Origin of the sequence: Sinorhizobium sp. RAC02 (genome assembly GCF_001713395.1) — a bacterium.
Lineage (GTDB): Bacteria > Pseudomonadota > Alphaproteobacteria > Rhizobiales > Rhizobiaceae > Shinella.
Window position 1 is genome coordinate 3,280,709 of record NZ_CP016450.1, and the last position, 20,455, is coordinate 3,301,163.

Sequence of the window (20,455 nt, forward strand, 5' to 3'; positions counted from 1 at the left end):
GAGACCTTCATCATGAAACCGCCGAAGCGTCAAGTTTTGTGGGCCTCGCGCGGGCTTGTCGCAGCGTCTCGTGCTTGGCAAGTGGCGCCGTTTTCGCTAGGTCCGGAGCCTGATGCTGATGGAGAGTGATCATGGACCTTCAGGACCGTCTCGAAGACGTTCGCAACCGCATGCGCAAGGCAGCCATGGAAGCCGATCGGCGGCCTGAAGCGGTCACGCTCGTCGCGGTCTCGAAGACCTTCGATGCGGAAGCGATTCGCCCGGCGATTGCGCTTGGACAGCGTGTGTTCGGCGAGAACCGCGTGCAGGAAGCGCAGGGCAAGTGGCCCGGCCTTCGCGAGGAGACTGATGGCATCGAGCTTCACCTGATCGGTCCGCTGCAATCTAACAAGGCCGCCGAGGCGGTGGCGCTGTTCGACGTCATCGAGACGGTGGACCGGGAGAAGATCGCCCGCGCACTTGCTGCGGAAATGGCACGGCAGGGGCGCGCGCTCAGGCTCTATGTCCAGGTCAATACCGGGCTCGAGCCACAGAAGGCCGGCATCGCACCGGACGACACGGTCGCTTTCGTTGCCCTCTGCCGTGAAGAGCTTGGCTTGGTCATCGAGGGGCTGATGTGCATTCCGCCGGCGGACGAAAATCCCGGTCCGCATTTCGCACTGCTCGCCAAGCTCGCGGCACGCTGCGGTCTCGACAGGCTGTCGATGGGTATGTCCGGTGATTATGAAACTGCCATCGGCTTCGGCGCAACCAGCGTGCGCGTCGGCTCGGCGATTTTCGGCACGCGCTAAACCGCCTGTTCGATTTGATGAAGCGCAAGCGTCGGTTTTGTCGCTTAGGGCTTTCGTCTGGCTTTGCGAAAAGCCCTCCCTCTCCTATTCTCCCGATTGGAGGAGCTGGCCGCTTTATGGTCGGCGGGAGGAAGCGATGCACAAAAATTATGCCGAGACCTATCGGGCCTGGAAGGATGACCACGAGGCTTACTGGGCCGAGGCCGCGCGGGCGATCGACTGGTTCACGGAGCCGGTGAAGATTTTCGATGCCGACCAGGGCGTCTATGGGCGCTGGTTTCCCGACGCGTTCAGCAATACCTGTCACAACTGCGTCGACCGGCATGTGGAGGCCGGTCGCGGCGATCAGGTCGCGCTGATTTACGACAGCCCGGTGACCGGCCGCAAGGCGCGCTACAGCTATGCCGACCTGCTGGTGCAGGTGAACGCCATGGCGGCGGTGCTTGTCGATCATGGTGTCGCGAAGGGCGACCGCGTCATCCTCTATATGCCGATGATCCCGGAAGCGATCTTCGCCATGCTCGCCTGCGCCCGCATCGGGGCGATCCATTCGGTGGTGTTCGGCGGTTTTGCAGCAAGTGAACTCGCGGCGCGTATCGACGATTCCGCGGCGAAGCTGGTCGTTTCGGCGAGTTGCGGCGTCGAGCCCAATCGCATCATCGCTTACAAGCCGCTGCTCGATTCGGCGATCGAACTTGCGAAGCACAAGCCGGAGCATTGCCTCGTGCTGCAGCGCGCTGAACTCGCGGCAGACCTCACGTCCAGTCGGGATGTCGATCTCGGCGCGGCACTGGAGGCTGCCGCGGGGCGCACGGTTGCCTGCGCATCGCTTGCCGCGACCGATCCGCTCTATATTCTCTACACGTCGGGCACGACCGGCCAGCCGAAGGGCGTTATCCGCGACAATGGTGGGCATATGGTGGCGCTCGCCTGGTCGATGGGCGCGCTCTACGGGGTGGCGCCCGGCGAGGTCTATTGGGCGGCGTCGGATATCGGCTGGGTCGTCGGCCATTCCTATATCGTCTATGGGCCGCTGCTGAACGGCAGCACGACGGTGCTCTACGAGGGCAAGCCGGTCGGCACGCCGGATGCCGGCGCCTTCTGGCGCGTCGTCGAGGAGTACAAGGTCTCCGTGCTGTTTACGGCGCCGACCGCTTTCCGTGCGATCCGCAAGGAGGATCCGGAGGGTGTGTTCGTGAAACGGCACGATCTCTCCAGCCTGCGCGCGCTGTTCCTCGCCGGCGAGCGCGCCGATCCGGAAACGATCCGCTGGGCGGAAAGTGTGCTGGGCGTGCCGGTCATCGATCACTGGTGGCAGACGGAGACTGGCTGGGCGATTGTCGGCAACCCGCTTGGCCTCGATCCGCTGCCCGTGAAACACGGATCGCCGACCGTGCCGATGCCCGGTTACGAATTGCACGTACTGGACGATGCCGGCCATGAGGTGCCGGCAGGCACGCTCGGCAACATCGCGATAAAACTTCCCCTGCCCCCGGGCTGCCTGCCGACCTTCTGGAACGCCGACGAACGGTTTCACACGACCTGCCTTGCGGAGTTCCCTGGCTATTACAAGACAGCAGATGCGGGCTACCTCGATGAAGACGGGTATGTCTTCGTCATGGCGCGCACCGACGATATCATTAATGTCGCCGGCCATCGGCTGTCGACGGGCGCGATGGAAGAGGTTTGCGCCAGCCATCCGGACGTTGCCGAATGCGCCGTCATCGGCGTTGCCGATGCGGTGAAGGGACAGGTGCCTGCTGGTTTCCTCGTTCTGAAGAGCGGTGTTTCACGTGAATCATCGCTTGTGGAGCAGGAGGTCGTGGCACTGGTGCGCGAGCGTATCGGCCCCGTTGCGGCCTTCAAGACAGTGCTCTGCGTGAAGCGCCTGCCGAAAACGCGTTCGGGCAAGATCCTGCGCGGCACCATGCAGAAGATCGCCGACCGGGAAGAATGGAAGATGCCAGCGACGATCGACGATCCTGCTGTTCTCGATGAGATCGCCGGGGCGCTGTCGGCACGACGAATCGGCTAGCTGCCTTGCATACAGGCAAAGAAAAAGCCCGGTCGTGGAAACGGCCGGGCTTTTTGATGTGGTGTTCGACGGTGCTTAGAAGCGCTCGTCTTCATCCTCGTCAGGCGTTGCCGACTTCAGCGACTTGAGCTTGGCAAAGACGGCATCGGCGTCGATTTCCTTCTCTTCCTCGCGGTCGGTGCCGTAGGGCAGCTTTTCCGTTTCCTGCGCAGATTCGAGCGTCGCACCCAGTTCGGCGGCGGTCGGCAGCGGACGGCCCTTCGAGGCGCGTTCGACTTCGAGGTCGAGGTCGATCTGCGAGCACAGGCCAAGCGTCACCGGATCCATCGGCGTCAGGTTGGTCGAGTTCCAGTGAGTGCGTTCGCGGATCTGCTCGATCGTCGACTTGGTCGTGCCGACGAGACGCGAAATCTGCGCATCCTTCAGTTCCGCGTGGTTGCGCACCAGCCAGAGAATGGCGTTCGGGCGGTCCTGACGCTTGGAGACCGGCGTGTAGCGCGGGCCCTTGCGCTTGGATTCGGGCACGCGAACCTTCGGTTCGGAAAGCTTGAGCTTGTGGTTCGGGTTGCCTTCCGCACGGGCGATTTCGTCGCGGGAAAGCTGGCCGGTCGAGATCGGATCAAGGCCCTTGATGCCCTGGGCCGATTCGCCGTCGGCGATCGCTTTCACTTCGAGCGGGTGCAGTTTGCAGAACGTGGCGATCTGGTCGAACGACAGCGCCGTGTTGTCAACAAGCCAGACGGCCGTTGCCTTTGGCATAAGCAGCTGTTGAGCCATGGATATAGTCCTCTTGTGCGTCCGCGCCGGTGTCGCGGGCCGTGGGTAGTAACCACTATGTTCCGGGAATTCGGCCCTCTATAACCTCACTGTCGCAGAAATGCAATTCTTCAAGCGACAAATGACCTTTGTCTAATTGCCCGACGGATTTGACCTGTTATGTATGGCGCAGGAGTTGCGGGGAGCCCGAGGAGATGCGGCATCCCGCCTATGCGCAGTGAGGAGGAATCCATGTCCGCAAAGACCTATCCGGTCCTGAAATCCGCGAAAAGCCGAGCGCTGATCGACAACGAAACCTATCAGAAATGGTATCGCGAGAGCGTCGAGAACCCGGAGCGTTTCTGGGACAAACACGGCATGCGGATCGACTGGTTCAAGCCCTATACCAAGGTCAAGAACACGTCGTTCACCGGCAAGGTCCCGATCAAGTGGTTCGAGGACGGCATCACCAACGTCTCCTACAATTGCATTGACCGCCACCTGAAGACGCATGGCGACCAGGTCGCCATCATCTGGGAAGGCGACAACCCCTATATCGACAAGAAGATCACCTATAACGAGCTTTACGAGCACGTCTGCCGCATGGCGAACGTGATGAAGAAGCACGGCGTCAAGAAGGGTGACCGCGTCACCATCTACATGCCGATGATCCCGGAAGCGGCCTATGCCATGCTCGCCTGCGCGCGCATCGGCGCCATTCACTCGATCGTCTTCGGCGGCTTCTCGCCGGATGCGTTGGCCGGCCGTATCGTCGACTGCGAATCGACCTTCGTCATCACCTGCGACGAGGGCGTGCGCGGCGGCAAGCCGATCCCGCTCAAGGAAAACACCGATACGGCGATCGACATCGCGGCGAAGAACCATGTCATCGTCAACAAGGTTCTGGTCGTGCGCCGCACCGGCGGCAAGATCGGCTGGGCGCCGGGCCGCGATATCTGGCACCACCAGGAAGTGCTGACCGTGCCGCGCGATTGTCCGCCGGCAAAGATGAAGGCGGAAGATCCCCTCTTCATCCTCTACACGTCCGGTTCGACCGGCAAGCCGAAGGGCGTGCTGCACACCACTGCCGGCTACCTCGTCTATGCCTCGATGACGCACAAATACGTCTTCGACTACCAGGATGGCGATATCTACTGGTGCACGGCCGATGTCGGCTGGGTGACCGGCCATTCCTACATCGTCTACGGCCCGCTGGCGAACCGCGCGACCACGCTGATGTTCGAAGGCGTGCCGAACTTCCCGGATGCCGGCCGCTTCTGGGAGGTGGTCGACAAGCACAAGGTCAACATCTTCTACACCGCGCCGACGGCGATCCGCGCGCTGATGGGTGCAGGCGACGCCTATGTGAAGCGCTCGTCGCGTTCGTCGCTGCGCCTGCTCGGTTCGGTCGGCGAGCCGATCAACCCGGAAGCCTGGGAATGGTACTACAACGTCGTCGGCGAGGGCCGCGCGCCGATCGTCGATACCTGGTGGCAGACGGAGACCGGTGGCATTCTCATCACCCCGTTGCCGGGCGCGACGGACCTCAAGCCGGGTTCGGCAACACGGCCGTTCTTCGGCATCAAGCCGCAGCTCGTCGACAATGAAGGCAATGTGCTGGAAGGGGTCGCTGACGGCAATCTCTGCATCACCGACAGCTGGCCCGGCCAGATGCGCACGGTCTACGGCGATCACAAGCGCTTCGTCGAAACCTATTTTTCGACCTACAAGGGTAAGTACTTTACCGGTGACGGCTGCCGGCGCGACGAGGACGGCTATTACTGGATCACCGGCCGCGTCGACGACGTGCTCAACATTTCCGGCCACCGCCTCGGCACGGCGGAAATCGAATCGGCGCTGGTCTCGCACCATCTGGTTTCGGAAGCCGCCGTCGTCGGTTATCCGCACGGCCTCAAGGGTCAGGGCATCTATTGCTACGTCTCGCTGATGGCCGGCGAGGAGGGGAATGATGCGCTGCGCCAGGACCTAGTGAAGCATGTGCGCAAGGAGATCGGCCCGATCGCGAGCCCGGACAAGATCCAGTTCGCTCCCGGCCTGCCGAAAACCCGTTCCGGCAAGATCATGCGCCGGATTCTGCGCAAGATCGCCGAGGATGATTTTGGTGCGCTCGGCGATACTTCGACGCTTGCCGATCCGGCCGTCGTGGATGACCTGATCGCCAATCGGCAAAACAAGGCCGCTGGCTGATTGAAGAGGCTGGGATAAATGCGAAACGGCGGCCCAGGCCGCCGTTTTCTTTTGGAGAATTGCTTGAGGGAATATCCTCTCCTCTCCTCTCCTCCCCTCTTCCGTCATCCTCGGGCTCGACCCGACCATGACGAAGGAGAGGTAACGGACCGCGGCGATAGCCCGGGTCATTCCTGAGCCGGATTCCTACCCTCAGAAATCGATCGCCCGGCCGTTGACTTCCCAATCGCCGAAACGGGCCGGGTCCGCACCGCCGCGGCCGCCGACCTCGGGCGCCGGTTCAACCGGCTGCGCGGCTTTGCGCCGTTCCTGAGCTTCCTGGAGGGCGCGCAATGCGGCGGGAGAAAGCACCTTGCGGCCGTCTGAATGATTGTCGTTGTCGTTCTGCATGAAAATCGGCATCCTTCCCGGATATTGAAGAATTCCTGTTCGCTTACCATCATATAGGAGCGTGACGGCGTTGTGGAAAGCGCTGATTCACGTGAAACACTCCCTTGACAACAGGGGAATGCACGCGGGCAACGAGACCCGACAGGAGCCGAAAACCTATGAACATCGTTCGCACAGCCATGCTTCTCGCCTTCATGACGGCGCTTTTCATGGGCGTGGGCCTGCTCATCGGCGGCAAGGGCGGCATGATGATCGCGCTGCTCATCGCCATCGCCATGAATTTCTTTTCTTACTGGAATTCCGACCGCATGGTTCTGTCCATGTACGGCGCCAAGGAGGTCGATGAGCGGTCAGCGCCGGAATATTTCGGCATCGTACGCGACCTCGCAAAACGCGCCGGCCTGCCCATGCCGCGGGTCTATGTCATCAACAGCGACCAGCCGAACGCCTTTGCAACCGGCCGCAATCCGCAAAATGCTGCGGTTGCCGCCTCGACCGGTCTTCTCCAGGCGCTCTCCTATGAAGAGGTGGCGGGCGTGATGGCGCACGAGCTTGCCCATATTCAGAACCGCGACACGCTGACCATGACGCTGACGGCGACGATTGCCGGTGCGATTTCGATGCTTGCCAACTTCGCCATGTTCTTCGGCGGTAGTGGCAACCGCGAAAACAGCAACCCGCTCGGCTTCATCGGCGTGCTGATCGCGATGATCGTCGCCCCCTTTGCCGCAATGCTGGTGCAGATGGCGATCAGCCGGACGCGCGAATATTCGGCCGACAAGCGCGGCGCGGAAATCTGCGGCAATCCGTTGTGGCTCTCGTCGGCACTCGGCAAGATCGCCGTCGCGGCGGGCCGCGTTCCCAATAACGATGCCGAGCGCAACCCGGCCACAGCGCATATGTTCATCATCAATCCGCTCTCGGGCGAGCGTATGGACAACCTGTTTTCGACCCATCCGAACACCGAGAACCGCATCGCGGCCCTTGAGGAAATGGCCCGTGGCATGCAAGCGCGCTCGACGGAGCCGGTCCGGGCTGATAATCCCTCACGCAAATCGCGCTCCGTCCCGACGACGGGCTGGGGACGCGGTGGTTCCGAACCACCCAAGGGTCCCTGGTCTTGAGCGACGACAGAAAACACAGAGCACATCCCAATCGGCATCGCGGCGGTAAGGGGCGAGCCCCCGTGGAGGCGCACGAGAGCCATTCGGAAAAGCCGGGCTTGCGTGCCCGGCAGGCGGCCGCCAAGATCCTTGCCGCCGTCATCGACCGCCGGACGCCGCTCGACGGCATGCTGGACGCCGAGAACGGCAATCCGGCCTATCGGCAGCTCAACGACGCCGACCGTGCACTGGTACGCGCCATCATCAACACGGCGCTGCGCCATCTTCCCCGCATCGACACCATTCTGGACACGCTGGTCGGCACGCCGCTGCCGGTGGGCGCGCGCGCCTTGCAGCACGCCCTGACGGTCGCCGCAGCACAGATCCTCTATCTCGACGTTCCGGATCATTCCGCTGTCGACCTTGCGGTCGAGCAGGCGCAGATCGACCCGCGCAACCGCCGCTTTGCCAGCCTCACCAATGCGGTGCTGCGTCGCCTGTCGCGCGAAAAGGCCTCGCATCTGGCGGCGACCCGTTCGATTCCCGTCGTTCCGGACTGGTTCTACCAACGGCTTATCGACATCTACGGGCGTGAGCACACGGGACGGATTGCCGAAGCGCTTCTCGAACCGTCGGCTATCGACCTCACCGTCAAATCCGACCCGGAAGGCTGGGCTGCTCGGCTGGGTGGTCTCGTCCTGCCGACCGGTTCCGTGCGCCTGCCGGCCGCCTCCGGCGCCATTCCGGCATTGGAAGGGTTTGATGCGGGCGAATGGTGGGTGCAGGACGCCGCCGCCAGCATTCCGGCAAAGCTGTTTGGTGATCTTGCCGGCAAGCGCGTTGCCGATCTCTGCGCTGCGCCCGGCGGAAAAACCGCGCAGCTGGCGCATGCCGGTGCCGAGGTCACGGCGCTCGATCAGTCGGCCAACCGCCTGAAGCGGCTCATCGGCAATCTCGAACGTCTGGCGCTTCCGGTGACGGCTGTCGAGGCGAACATGGCGGATTACCGTCCTGACGCGCTTTTTGACGCCGTCCTGCTCGATGCGCCCTGCTCGTCCACCGGCACGATCCGTCGCCATCCCGACGTGCTCTGGACCAAGGGTCCGGAAGACATCGAAAAACTTGCCCGCCTGCAGGAGCGCCTGCTGCGCCACGCTCTGACGCTGGTAAAGCCCGGCGGCACGCTCGTCTTCTCCAATTGCTCGCTCGATCCGAACGAAGGGGAAGAGACGGTCGCCCGCGTCCTCGCCGATAATCCGTCCTGGCGAATCGACCCAGTCGATCCTGCCGATTGGCCCGGCCTGGAATCGGCGATCTCGCCGCGCGGCGAATTCCGCACGACACCCGCCATGTTGCCGGCAACCGAGACACATGCCGGCGGTTTGGACGGATTTTATGCCGTGCGGCTGCGAAACGGCGGCTAAACGACAGCACCTCACCCCGCACCGGCTGCGTCATCAACAGTCCATCAGCTCCGATGAATTGACGCGGCTTGCCGCATCAGCCTACCTATAGGAAGGAGGCATTCGTTAACCATGCAGCTTTCCGACCGGCAGCGGCTTCTCTATCTGTATTTGCGTGAGGGTTGGCGCCGGTTCTCGCGACGGCTTGCCCTGGGCCGAATCAGCGCCATGCGGTTTTCCGGCGGTACGCCGGATCGCCTGGTCGTCGCACCCACCGACCTGCATCCTGCCGATTCTTTTGCCGGCGAAGAAATAGCTGCCGGCCGGTTCCCCCTGGCGGGTCGTGTTCTGGAGTGTGAGGGTGATTCGCCCTTCGCGCTGGAGCTTCCCTCGGAAGAGTTCGCCGTCCGCCTGCATTCGTTTGGCTGGCTGCGCCATATGCGCCTCGTCGATCCGGAAAAGGCAGCACAGACCTCTCGCTTCATCGTCGACGACTGGCTGCAAAGCCATGGCCGCGTCATCGGCGGCCTCGCCTGGCGGCCGGACGTCGCCGCGCAACGCATCATCGCCTGGCTTTCCCATTCGCCGGTCGTGCTGAAGGATGCCGACTATCCGTTCTATCGCCGCTTCCTGAAGAGCCTCGCCTTCCAGGTCCGTTATCTGCGCCACGTCGCCGATACGACGCGGGATGGTGAGCCGCGGCTCAGGGTGCGCATAGCCCTTGCCATGGCCTCCATCGCCATGCCGGCCACCGCCGCGCGGATGCGCAAGGCCGCGCGTCATCTCGACGAGGAACTCGACCGGCAAATCCTTGCCGATGGTGGCCATTGCTCGCGCAATCCGCGGGCAGCCCTCGATCTGCTGCTCGATTTGCTGCCGCTGCGCCAGACCTATGTCAATCTCGGCCATGACATGCCGGCGCAGCTCATTCCCTGCATCGATCGCATCTATCCGGCGCTGCGTTTCTTCCGCCACCAGGGGGGTGAACTCGCGCTGTTCAATGGCGCCACCTACACGCTGGCGAACGAATTGATGTCGGCCCTGCGCTACGATGAGACGGGCGGCGCGCCGTTCAAGGCGCTGCCGTCCATCAACTACGATCGCCTCGCGGTGAAGGAGACGGTCGTCCTGATGGACACCGGCCTGCTGAAAGCCGTCGATCTTTCCGCGACGGCGTCTGCGGGAACGCTTTCCATCGAGATGTCGTCCGGCAAAAACCGTTTTATCGTCAATTCCGGCCGGCCGCGATTTGCCGGAGAGGCCTTGCGCCAGCTGTCGCGCACGACGGCGGCCCATTCGGTCGCCACCTTGAACGATACCTCATCGTCGCGCATTTCCGGCTCGCGGTTCCTCGGGCCGATCATCATCGGCGGCGTCAAGAAAGTCGATGTCGCCCGCACCGAGCGCGAATCCGGTGCCGATGGCGTGACGGCCAGCCATGACGGTTACCTGAAGCGCTTCGGCCTTCTCTACGAGCGTGATATCCTCGTTGCAGCCACCGGCAGCGAAATTCGCGGCCGGGAGCGTTTCTTCAAGCCGAACGACCCGAACGGCACCATCGAAAAGGGCCAGGCGGTGGTGCGTTTTCATATCCACCCGACCATCCAGCTCTATCGCGCATCCTCGAACGAGACCCGGCTGGTCGCGCCGGATGGCGAGGCCTGGGCGCTGACCTGCGTCGATGTGCCAGTTGAGGAGGAAGAGGACGTCTTCTTTGCCGATCCCTCCGGCGTCAGGACGTCGCGCCAGCTGACGCTGACCATGCCGCTCAATACGGTGCCTGAAGTTCAGTGGTCGCTGGTGCGACAGCGCTGAATTGCGGGCGTTTGCCGTTTTCTCCGGGCGACGGCTGTGATAACGGGGCGCATGACCATCCGGCCCCCTCCCGCGGGCCGTCAGAACGGAGCGCCCCCATGGCCGTTGTTTCCAAGAAAATCCCCGCCCCTGATCGTGTTGCCGTGCGCACCGCGCTTCTCTCCGTCTCCGAAAAGGCGGGCATCGTCGATCTCGCCCGCGCGCTCGCCGACAAGGGGGTACGCCTGTTGTCGACCGGCGGCACGCACAAGGCGCTGAGCGACGCCGGGCTTGCGGTGACCGACGTGTCCGAGGTCACGGGCTTTCCGGAAATCATGGATGGTCGGGTCAAGACCCTGCATCCCTCCGTGCATGGCGGCCTGCTGGCGATCCGCGACGACGCTGAGCATGTCGAGGCGATGAAGGCGCATGGCATCGATGCGATCGACCTGGCGATCATCAACCTCTATCCGTTCGAGGAGGTGCGCGCCAAGGGCGGCGACTATCCGACGACCGTCGAGAACATCGATATCGGCGGCCCGGCGATGATCCGCGCATCCGCTAAGAACCACGCCTATGTGACTGTTGTCACCGACCCGGCCGATTACCCTGCCCTGCTGGAAGAGCTGGCGGATGGGTCGACCTCCTATGCCTTCCGCCAGCGCCTCGCCGCCAAGGCCTATGCTCGTACGGCGGCCTATGACGCCGCGATCTCCAACTGGTTCGCCGAGGCGCTCGACATCGCTATGCCGCGTCACCGCGTGCTTGGCGGCGTGCTCAAGGAAGAGATGCGCTACGGCGAGAACCCGCACCAGAAGGCCGGCTTCTACGTCACCGGCGAGAATCGCCCCGGTGTCGCCACAGCGACGCTGCTGCAGGGCAAGCAGCTTTCCTACAACAATATCAACGATACGGACGCCGCTTTCGAGCTGGTGGCCGAGTTCCTGCCGGAAAACGGCCCGGCCTGCGCGATCATCAAGCACGCCAATCCCTGCGGCGTCGCCACCGGCAAGACGCTGAAGGATGCTTACGCGCGGGCGCTGGCCTGTGATCCGGTCTCCGCCTTCGGCGGCATCATCGCGCTCAACACGACGCTCGACGGCGAGACGGCGGAAGAGATCGTCAAGCTCTTCACCGAGGTCATCATCGCGCCGGATGCGGACGAGAAAGCGCGGGCCATCATTGCCGGCAAGCCTAACCTGCGCCTGTTGGTCACGGGCGCGCTGCCCGATCCGCGCGTGCCGGGCCTTTCCGCCAAGACGGTTTCCGGTGGCCTGCTCGTGCAGAGCCGTGACAACGGCATGGTCGAGGATCTCGAACTCAAGATCGTCACCAATCGCGCACCGACCGCGCAGGAGCTGGTCGACATGAAGTTCGCCTTCAAGGTCGCCAAGCACGTCAAGTCGAATGCCGTCGTCTATGCCAAGGACGGCCAGACGGCTGGCATCGGCGCCGGGCAGATGAGCCGCGTGGATTCCGCCCGCATTGCCGGGCTGAAGGCGGAAGAGGCTGCCAAGGCGATGGGCCTTGCGGAGCCGCTGACACGCGGCTCGGCTGTGGCTTCCGAAGCCTTTTTGCCCTTCGCCGACGGCCTGCTTTCGGCGATTGCCGCCGGTGCGACCGCCGTCATCCAGCCGGGTGGCTCGATGCGCGATGCGGAAGTGATTGCGGCGGCTGATGAGGCGGGCGTCGCGATGGTCTTCACCGGAATGCGCCACTTCCGGCATTGAATTTATCCGGATTCTTCCCCGGAATCGAAACGCCCCGCTTGCGGGGCGTTTTGCGTTTCAGGTGTTCACCCTGTTGGCCGGATAGGGTGTGCGCAGCAAGAGCAGGAAGCCGACGACGAGGAAGGCGATGAGTGCCATCATGCCGATGCGCGCTGAGCCTGTTGCCGTGGTGATGAGCGCGACCGACAGCGGTGCGAGGAAGGATGTGGCGCGGCCCGAGAGAGCATAGAGGCCGAAATAGCGGCCGGCTTCGTCAGGATGGATGCTCTGGGCGAGGTAGGAGCGGGCGGAGGCCTGCACGGGGCCGAAGGCGACGCCGATCAGCAGGCCGTAGAGGATATAGGCCTTTTCCGCTGCCGTGGCGAAGAGACCGCTGGAATCGGCGGTCGATAGCGGGATGAGGCCGAACAGCGTGAAGCCGGGGCCGGTGGAGACGATGCCGATCGTCGCGATGGTCAGGCAGACGAGGCTGATCACCACGACGGTTTTCGAGCCGAGGCGCTTGTCGAGCCGGCTGGCATAGAGGCAGCCGCCGATGGCGACGACGTTGAGGATGATGCCATAGATGCCGAGTTCAAACGTCTGCCAGGCGAACATGCCGGCGGCAAAGGTGCCGCCGAGTGCCAGGAGCCCGTTGACGCCGTCCTGGTAGATCATGCGGGCGACCAGGAAGCGCAGGATGCCCGGCTTGCCGCGCAGGTCGCGTAGGGTGGCGGAGAGATCCGCCAAGCCGGCGCGCACGGCGGCGGCGATCGGCAGTCCTTTGCTTTGATCCGGCGTGAAGAAAAACATCGGCAGGATGAAGACGAGATACCAGAGTGCTGAAATCGGCCCGGTGATGCGGGCGTCCGCGCCGGTCGCTGGATCGAGGCCGAACAGCGGCGCAATGCCGATGGCGGTCTTGCCGGTTTCCGGGTTGGCCGCGAGAAGGGCGACCACCGCGATCAGCACGATCATGCCGCCGAGATAACCAAGGCCCCAGGCGATGTTGGAGATACGGCCGGCATCTTCCGGCTTGACGAGGCGCGGCATCATCGAATCGTTGAAGACGATAGAAAACTCGGCCGCCACCGTCGCCAGCACGATCATGGCCATGGCGAAGGGCAGGCTGCTGCCGGGCGTGGCATGCCAAAGCGCAATGAGTGACAGGATCTTGATCACCGCGAAGACGGCAATCCAGGGTTTTCTCGCGCCGGAAGCATCGGCGATCGAGCCCATGATCGGCGCGAGCAGCGCAATTACAATGCCGGAAATGGTGAGCGTATAGCTCCAGGCGGCTTGGCCGGCTGCGTGGTCCTCGGTCAGGCGCGAGACGAGGTAGGGGCCGAAGATGAAGGTGGTGATGACCGTGAAGAAGGGCTGTGCCGCCCAGTCGAACAGCATCCAGCCCGTAATACCGAAACGGCCTACGCGCGGCTCCCGGCTTTCCACGACATCCGTCATCGCCCCTCCTGAAACGCGGGGCGAAGACTGAGCGCCCGTCCGCAAGCCGGCTAATGAAGCCTATGCTTCATCAACCGGCAGCAGGACTGTGTCATTTCGCCCGTTCCTGCGCAAGATCGCTGAGGACGCCTGCGGCGACGCTCACCTTGGCGAGCGTGGCTTCGCCTGCTTCGATCAGCGCGGAGAGATTGGCCGTCACCCGGGCAAGCTTCTTCTCGTCGGCCTGCTGCCAGGCCGCGAGCGGCGCCTTGTCGCCCTTGTGGCGCGTCAGGACGACCGTCGCGAGGTCACGGCGGGCATTGGCGATGTCGGTGAGGCTGCGTTGCAGGGCGAGCGCCTCGTAGAGATCGCCGGTCGGGATGCGGCTTGCCGCCGAGAGCAGCCGGCCGATATTGAGCGTCGAGCTGATACCGGCGAAGGTCTGCGCGGTCTTGCCGAGCGTGTCGCCCGTCGCCCCGGCAATCAGCATCACCTCCGGCACAAAGATCAGCATGGAGAGCGTGGCGATTTCTTCCGCCAGATCCGCCGGCACGCCCTCGTCCTCATAGGCATGGGCCTTGCGGCGGGCTTCGTCGCCAGCCGCTTCCGAAATCAGCGTCGAAAGATGCGGGCGAAGCTGCTTCAGTGCCTGCTTCAGCTTGTGCACTGCCTGCTCCATCGAGCCCGACACCGCGCCCGTCGTCAAAAGCAGGCTTGTGACGGTGGCGTAGATGCGGCCGATCTCCTCATAGAGTTCGTTCTGCACGGACCCGGCGACGAGAGTGTCCAGCGCATCGACGCCAGCATAGAGCGCCGAGAGGCCGTAGCCGTCGCGGGCGATGACGGCCGCCTTCACGGCATCCGCCGGACCGAAGCCGGTGCCGTCGGTCAGCGTGGTGATGAAGGCCGGGCCACCGCGGTTGATCACCTCGTTGGCAAGGATGGTCGCGATGATTTCGCGGCGCAGGCGATGCGAACGGATGTCGTCCGCATAGGTCTTCTGCATCTTCGCCGGGAAGTAGCTCATCAGCGTCGGTTCGAAATAGGGCTCGTCCGGCAGGCCGGTGTGTACGAGTTCGTCGAACAGCACGAGCTTGGCATAGGAGAGCAGCACGCCGATTTCCGGTCGCGTCAGCGGCTTGCCAGCCTGGTAGCGTTCCGCCACCGTGCGGTCGTCCGGCAGGGTCTCGACCTTGCGGTTGAGCTGCCCGGCGGCCTCCAGGCGGTCCATCAGGCGCGTCAGCGGCGCGCGGTTGGCAACACCCTGCTTTTCGATGAGCGAGATCGCCAGCGATTGCAGGTAGTTGTTGCGCAGCACGAGGTGGCCCACCTCGTCCGTCATCGAGGCGAGCAACACGTTGCGCTTGGCGCGCGTCAGCCGCTCGTCACGCATGGCGGAAGCGAGCGCGATCTTGATGTTGACCTCGACGTCCGACGAATTCACGCCGGCCGAGTTGTCGATGGCGTCGGAGTTGCAGCGCCCGCCCTTGAGGCCGAAGGCGATACGGCCGCGCTGGGTAACGCCGAGGTTTGCGCCCTCGCCGATCACTTTGGCGCGCACGTCGTCGGCGACGATGCGGATCGGGTCGTTGGCGCGGTCGCCGACTTCCGCGTCGGTTTCGTTCTGGCCGCGGATATAGGTGCCGATGCCGCCGAACCACATCAGGTCGACCGGGGCCTTCAGGATCGCCGTCATGATCTCGAACGGCGTCGCCTTGGCCTTGTCGATGCCGATGACCGCCATGGCTTCCGGCGTCAGCGTCACGGATTTTTCCGTACGCGGGATGATCATCGCACCCTTGGAGAGCACGGAACGATCATAGTCCTGCCAGCTCGAGCGCGGCAGGGCGAACATGCGGCGGCGCTCGGCGAAGGACGTATCGGTATCCGGCGACGGATCGATGAAGATGTCGCGGTGGTCGAAGGCCGCGAGGAGCCGGATTTTCCGCGACAGCAGCATGCCGTTGCCAAAAACGTCGCCCGACATGTCGCCGACGCCGGCAACGGTGAAGGGCGTCTTCTGGATGTCGATGTTCATTTCACGGAAGTGGCGCTTGACGGTTTCCCAGGCACCGCGGGCGGTGATGCCCATCTTCTTGTGGTCGTAGCCGGCGGAGCCACCCGACGCGAAGGCGTCGTCGAGCCAGAAGCCGGCTTCCTGTGCCAGACCGTTCGCGGTGTCGGAGAAGGTCGCCGTGCCCTTGTCGGCGGCGACGACGAAATAGGGATCGTCACCGTCGAGACGGACCGTATCGGCCGGTGGCACGATGTCCTGGCCGACAATGTTGTCGGTGACCGAAAGCAGCGTGCGGATGTAGGTCTTATAGGCCTCGGTGCCGGCCTTGAAGATGGCGTCACGGCTGCCGCCAACCGGCAACTGCTTCGGATAGAAGCCGCCCTTGGCGCCGACCGGTACGATGACCGAGTTCTTCACCTGCTGCGCCTTCACGAGGCCCAGCACTTCCGTGCGATAGTCCTGTGCACGGTCGGACCAGCGCAGGCCGCCGCGGGCGACCTTGCCGAAGCGCAGGTGCACGCCTTCGACCTCGGCGCCGTAGACGAAGATTTCGCGGAAGGGGCGTGGTTCCGGCAGGCCGTCCAGCGCCTTCGGATCGAGCTTGATCGCCAGCGTCTTGCGCGGCTTGCCGTCGGCATCGCGCTGGAAATAGTTGGTGCGCAGTGTCGCCTGGATGGCGTTGACGTAGCGGCGGAGAATCCGGTCCTCGTCGAGGCTCGGCACGTTGGCCAGCGCTTCTTCGATCGCCGTCGCCGTTTCACCGGTCTTCTTCTCGCGCTGGCGGTCCGAAAATTTCGGGTCGAGGCGGGTTTTGAACAGGCGGAAGAGGTTGGCGGCGATCGCGGGATATTTGTTGAGCGTATCGGCGATATAGCCCTGCGAATAGGGGATGCCGGTCTGGCGCAGGTAGCGCGAATAGGTGCGCAGGGCCATGATTTCGCGCGCGGAAAGCCCGCCGGTCAGGATGAGACGGTTCAGCGCGTCATCGTCCACCTCGCCATGCCAGGCGGCAAGGAAGGCTTCCTCCAGCATCGGGCTCAGCTTGTCGAGGTTGATCTCGATGCCGTCGCGGTGCTTCAGCTCCATGTCATGCAGGATGACGCGGCGCTGTTCGCCATCGAGACCCACGACGGTCAGGTCGTGCGTCTGTTCGCTGATGACGTTGAAGCCGAGGTTTTCCAAGAGCGGTACGCGCTTCGACAGCGACACCGGTTCGTTGGCGTGGAAGATCTTCAACTCGACGGAGCTGAGATCGGTGTTCCAGGCCTTGCGGTAGAAGGCGATGCTGATCGGGTTTTCGGATGTTGCCGTGGTAATCAGGGCAAGGTCCGCATGGGCCTCGGCGGGCGTGAAATCCTCCTGGTAGCCGCGGTCGGCGACCAGTCGCAGGCCATCGGCATTGGAGAGTGCTTCGAAACGGTCGGTCCAGCGGGTGGCGATCTCGCGCACGGCCTGCTCGAGCTTTGCCTGCGGGATGCGTGGCGTCTTGCCGCCGGAGCGGCCGACGATGAAATGCACGCGGGCAAGGCCGCCTTCCGGGAAAGCCGGATAATAGGCGGAGACGCGGCCGTCATAAGCCGACTTCAGATAGTTGCCGATCTTTTCGCGCACGTCGGAATCGTACTGCTCGCGCGGCACATAGACGATCACGGAAACGAAACGGTCGAAGCGGTCGATGCGCGGCAGCACGCGAATGCGCGGCCGGTCGGACAGTTCGTTGATCTGTTCGCAGAAGCTGGCAAGCAGGCCGGTGTCGATCTGGAAGAGATCGTCACGCGGATAGGATTCCAGCGTGTTGATCAGCATCTTGCCCGAATGGCTTTTCGGGTCGTAGCCGAAATGCTCGACAACATCCGCCACCTTGGAGCGCAGAAGCGGAATCTGGCCGGCGGCATGGGTATAGGCTGTCGAGGTGAAGAGGCCGACGATGCGCAACTCGCCGATCACCTTGCCCTTCTCGTTGAAACGCTTGAGGCCGACATAATCCATGTAGGCACGACGGTGCACGACGGATTTCACATTGGCCTTGGTGACGATCAGCAGATCCGGGCCTTCGAGGAACTCGAGGATTTCCGGCGTCGTCGTCACGGCGTCCTTGCCGAGGCGCAGCACGCGGACATCCGGGTCGGCGAGAATGCCGAGGCCTTCGCCGCCGCGCTCCACCGTCGCCTGTTCGCCCTTGCCGGAATAACTGTATTCGCGCATGCCGAGGAAGGTGAAGTTGTTGCCGCGCAGCCAGGTCAGGAAGGCGAGCGCCTCGTCCTTGTCGGCCTTGGCCTTGGCGTAGCGCTCCATGTCGGCCATGGCGCTGTCGAGTTTTTCGACCATGGAAGGCCAGTCGTCGACGGCGACATGAACCTGGTGAAGCACGTTGCGGACCCGCTCGGTGAGCGACGCCGCCTCATTGGGCGCGAGCTCCGAGAGATGGATCTCGATATGGCTGACCCGCTGCGTCGGCTCGCTTTCCTCGTCCGGCGAGAAGAGCTTCGGCGCTTCACCGGGCTTCACCACGAGGATCGGGTGGATCGCGAGGTGTACGTCGCGATGTGTGCTCGTCACTTCGCCCATCACCGAATCGTAGAGGAACGGCTGGTTGCGGTCGGTAACGGAGAGCACGGAGACCGGCTGGCCCTGGGGCCGGACGTCAGGCAGCGTGGTGACGGTCACGCGCGGCGCGGAGCCGTCCCAGGCCTCGATTTCGGCCATGGCATGGGCGGCGGCGGCAGCCAGCATTTCGCCGGTATAATGCTCGATATCGTCCTTGCTGGCACGTCCGAAAAGGATGTCCGGGTTCAGCGTCTTTGCGCCGAGGGCGGCGGCTGCAGCTTTGGCGGCCTCGATGTGTTTTTCTCGTTTCACGTTGGTCCTGGCACCCATGGAATTTTCCCTCGAATCCGATCGCCGGACGTTAGCAGAAGAAAAAATACGCGCGACGAAATTTGTGCATTTGCGAGAAAATTCAATCGATTTTGTCCGGAATAGGTCAGTTTTGCTGACGTTTTGACGTTAAATCGGGGTTTTTTCGTCGAAAAGCAGCCAAAAACCGGCTGAAGCCGTTCCATGTTGCCCTGCAGCGACAGGCGCTTGCCATGTCGGGCGTTGACAGGAAAACACCCCCTTGTCATCACTCGAACGGAACGAGGGAGCAGGCTATGACCGAGAGCGACAAGGGCACCGTCATCGTCATTTCGAGCCATGTGGTGCGCGGCACGGTGGGCAACCGCGCCGCCGTCTTCGCGCTCGAAACGCTCGGGCATCCGGTCTGGGCGCTGCCGACGGTCATTCTGCCCTGGCATCCCGGCCACGGAAAATCGACGCGGGTGGCGATTTCGGCGGATGATTTCGACGCGATGATATCAGACCTCATCCGTGCACCATGGCGGGGCGAGGTGAAAGCCGTCTTGTCCGGCTATCTTGGCAACGCTGCGCAAGCGCGCGCCGTGGCGCGGCTGGTTGAAAGCCTTCGTGTGGACAACCCCGATCTTCTTTACATGTGCGATCCGGTCTGCGGCGACGAGAACGGCCTCTATATTGCGGAAGAAACGGCGGTGGCGATCCGCGACAGCCTGATCCCGCTCGCCTCGATCGCCACGCCCAACCGCTTCGAACTGGCCTGGCTCGCCGGCGCGCCGCTTGAGACCAATGCGGCAATCGTTGACGCGGCCCTCTCGCTCGGCCCGGCCCGCATGCTCGTGACCTCCTCGCTGCCGCTGATGGCGGGCAGCACGGGCAATCTCTATCTTTCCGGCCGCAGCGCGCTTCTGGCGGAACATAGGCTCGTGCCAAACCCGCCGAACGGCACCGGGGACCTGCTTGCCGCGATCTTCCTGTCCCGGCTGATGGAAAAGCTGCCGGAAGAGCGCGCGCTGATGATGGCGACCGCCAGCGTCTTCGAGATTGTCGCACGCACCGCAAAGCGCGGTGCCGACGAACTGACGCTCGAGCAGGACGCCGCCAGCATTTCGACACCCATGGCCATGGTGCAGATGCGCCGCCTTGTGCATCCGGCGCAGACGCGACGGCCCTAAAGCGCCTTGCGCCCTGCCCTGCGGAGTGGTTTATGCACTTCCGGATGGGGCCTCATCCGTAGATCGTTACACGGGGGTATTCCGACATCATGAACCGCTTTCCCGATCGTCTTCTGAACGGCTACCGCAATTTCATGTCCGGCCGCTATGCCGAACAATCGGCGCGCTACAGGGCCTTGGCCGAGACCGGCCAGAAGCCAAAGACCCTCGTGATTGCCTGTTGTGACTCCCGCGCTGCACCGGAAACCATTTTCGACAGCGGGCCTGGCGAACTTTTCGTGGTGCGCAACGTCGCGAACCTCGTGCCGCCCTATGAGCCGGACGGCCAGTTCCATGCAACCTCGGCTGCGCTCGAATTCGCGGTGCAGTCGCTGAAGGTCAGCGATATCGTCGTCATGGGCCACGGCCGCTGCGGCGGCATTTCCGCCGCGCTCGACCCGGATGCCGAACCGCTGTCACCCGGTGACTTCATCGGCAAGTGGATGGGCATGCTGAAGCCCGTTGCCGAGCAGATCCAGGGCGCTGAAATCCTGACGCAGGCTGAGCGGCAGCGTGCGCTGGAGCGTGTCTCCATCCGCAACTCGCTTGCCAACCTGCGGACGTTCCCTTGCGTGCGCATTCTGGAAGAGAAAGGCCGCATGCAACTGCATGGCTCCTGGTTCGATATTTCGACCGGCGAGCTTTGGGTCATGGACGGCAAGACGGGCGATTTTTTACGCCCGAGCCTCTAGAGCAATTCCGGCAAAGCCCGGAATCGCGAAAAACAAGCGGGCGAGCT

At 63.4% G+C, this 20,455-nt stretch carries 13 protein-coding genes; 9 read left to right on the plus strand and 4 right to left on the minus strand.

Annotation, left to right across the window (positions count from 1 at the left end):
* Window positions 1-131 precede the first annotated feature (131 nt).
* Together BSY16_RS15830 and BSY16_RS15835 are read left to right on the plus strand one after the other, a co-directional pair.
* Window positions 132-791, plus strand: coding sequence for a YggS family pyridoxal phosphate-dependent enzyme (locus tag BSY16_RS15830; RefSeq protein WP_069060553.1), 660 nt, complete (start codon window positions 132-134; stop codon window positions 789-791).
* Between the two features lie 136 nt (window positions 792-927).
* Window positions 928-2,826 carry a propionyl-CoA synthetase gene (locus tag BSY16_RS15835; protein ID WP_069060554.1) on the plus strand — a complete coding sequence of 633 codons (1,899 nt, stop codon included), beginning with the start codon at window positions 928-930 and terminating at the stop codon, window positions 2,824-2,826.
* Window positions 2,827-2,901: 75 nt separating this feature from the next.
* Here BSY16_RS15835 and BSY16_RS15840 read toward each other — a convergent pair whose 3' ends face one another.
* Window positions 2,902-3,603: a DUF1013 domain-containing protein gene (locus tag BSY16_RS15840; RefSeq protein WP_069060555.1), complete on the minus strand. Its 702-nt coding sequence runs from the start codon at window positions 3,601-3,603 to the stop codon at window positions 2,902-2,904.
* A gap of 231 nt (window positions 3,604-3,834) precedes the next feature.
* Between BSY16_RS15840 and acs the strand changes: the two genes are divergently transcribed.
* The gene (gene acs, locus BSY16_RS15845; protein WP_069060556.1) at window positions 3,835-5,790 is read left to right on the plus strand and encodes an acetate--CoA ligase; all 1,956 of its coding nucleotides are present in this window, start codon (window positions 3,835-3,837) and stop codon (window positions 5,788-5,790) included.
* A 192-nt stretch (window positions 5,791-5,982) separates the two neighbouring features.
* On the opposite strand, the gene BSY16_RS15850 is transcribed toward acs, so the two are convergent.
* Window positions 5,983-6,180 carry a DUF1674 domain-containing protein gene (locus tag BSY16_RS15850; RefSeq protein ID WP_069061575.1) on the minus strand — a complete coding sequence of 66 codons (198 nt, stop codon included), beginning with the start codon at window positions 6,178-6,180 and terminating at the stop codon, window positions 5,983-5,985.
* A gap of 158 nt (window positions 6,181-6,338) precedes the next feature.
* Between BSY16_RS15850 and htpX the strand changes: the two genes are divergently transcribed.
* The 4 genes from htpX (at window position 6,339) to purH (ending at window position 12,210) form a co-directional block, all read left to right on the plus strand.
* On the plus strand, window positions 6,339-7,304 hold the full coding sequence (gene htpX, locus BSY16_RS15855; protein ID WP_069060557.1) for a zinc metalloprotease HtpX: 966 nt from the start codon (window positions 6,339-6,341) through the stop codon (window positions 7,302-7,304).
* The gene (locus BSY16_RS15860) at window positions 7,301-8,707 is read left to right on the plus strand and encodes an RsmB/NOP family class I SAM-dependent RNA methyltransferase (protein ID WP_069060558.1); all 1,407 of its coding nucleotides are present in this window, start codon (window positions 7,301-7,303) and stop codon (window positions 8,705-8,707) included. Before htpX ends, BSY16_RS15860 begins: the two co-directional genes overlap by 4 nt.
* 111 nt (window positions 8,708-8,818) lie before the next feature.
* Window positions 8,819-10,501 carry a heparinase II/III family protein gene (locus BSY16_RS15865; RefSeq protein ID WP_069060559.1) on the plus strand — a complete coding sequence of 561 codons (1,683 nt, stop codon included), beginning with the start codon at window positions 8,819-8,821 and terminating at the stop codon, window positions 10,499-10,501.
* A gap of 98 nt (window positions 10,502-10,599) precedes the next feature.
* Window positions 10,600-12,210, plus strand: a complete 1,611-nt coding sequence (purH, locus tag BSY16_RS15870) for a bifunctional phosphoribosylaminoimidazolecarboxamide formyltransferase/IMP cyclohydrolase (RefSeq protein WP_069060560.1) — start codon at window positions 10,600-10,602, stop codon at window positions 12,208-12,210.
* A gap of 57 nt (window positions 12,211-12,267) precedes the next feature.
* On the opposite strand, the gene BSY16_RS15875 is transcribed toward purH, so the two are convergent.
* Together BSY16_RS15875 and BSY16_RS15880 are read right to left on the minus strand one after the other, a co-directional pair.
* Complete coding sequence (locus BSY16_RS15875; RefSeq protein ID WP_069060561.1) at window positions 12,268-13,653, minus strand: MFS transporter; 1,386 nt, start codon at window positions 13,651-13,653, stop codon at window positions 12,268-12,270.
* Between the two features lie 91 nt (window positions 13,654-13,744).
* Complete coding sequence (locus BSY16_RS15880; RefSeq protein WP_069060562.1) at window positions 13,745-18,526, minus strand: NAD-glutamate dehydrogenase; 4,782 nt, start codon at window positions 18,524-18,526, stop codon at window positions 13,745-13,747.
* Between the two features lie 275 nt (window positions 18,527-18,801).
* On the opposite strand from BSY16_RS15880, the gene pdxY reads away from it, so the two are divergent.
* Together pdxY and BSY16_RS15890 are read left to right on the plus strand one after the other, a co-directional pair.
* A complete protein-coding gene (gene pdxY / locus BSY16_RS15885) occupies window positions 18,802-19,677 on the plus strand; it encodes a pyridoxal kinase PdxY (RefSeq protein WP_069060563.1) in 876 nt (291 codons plus the stop codon).
* Window positions 19,678-19,766: 89 nt separating this feature from the next.
* Window positions 19,767-20,408 (plus strand): carbonic anhydrase, encoded by a 642-nt coding sequence (locus BSY16_RS15890; RefSeq protein ID WP_069060564.1) that lies wholly within the window; start codon window positions 19,767-19,769, stop codon window positions 20,406-20,408.
* Window positions 20,409-20,455: the final 47 nt, after the last annotated feature.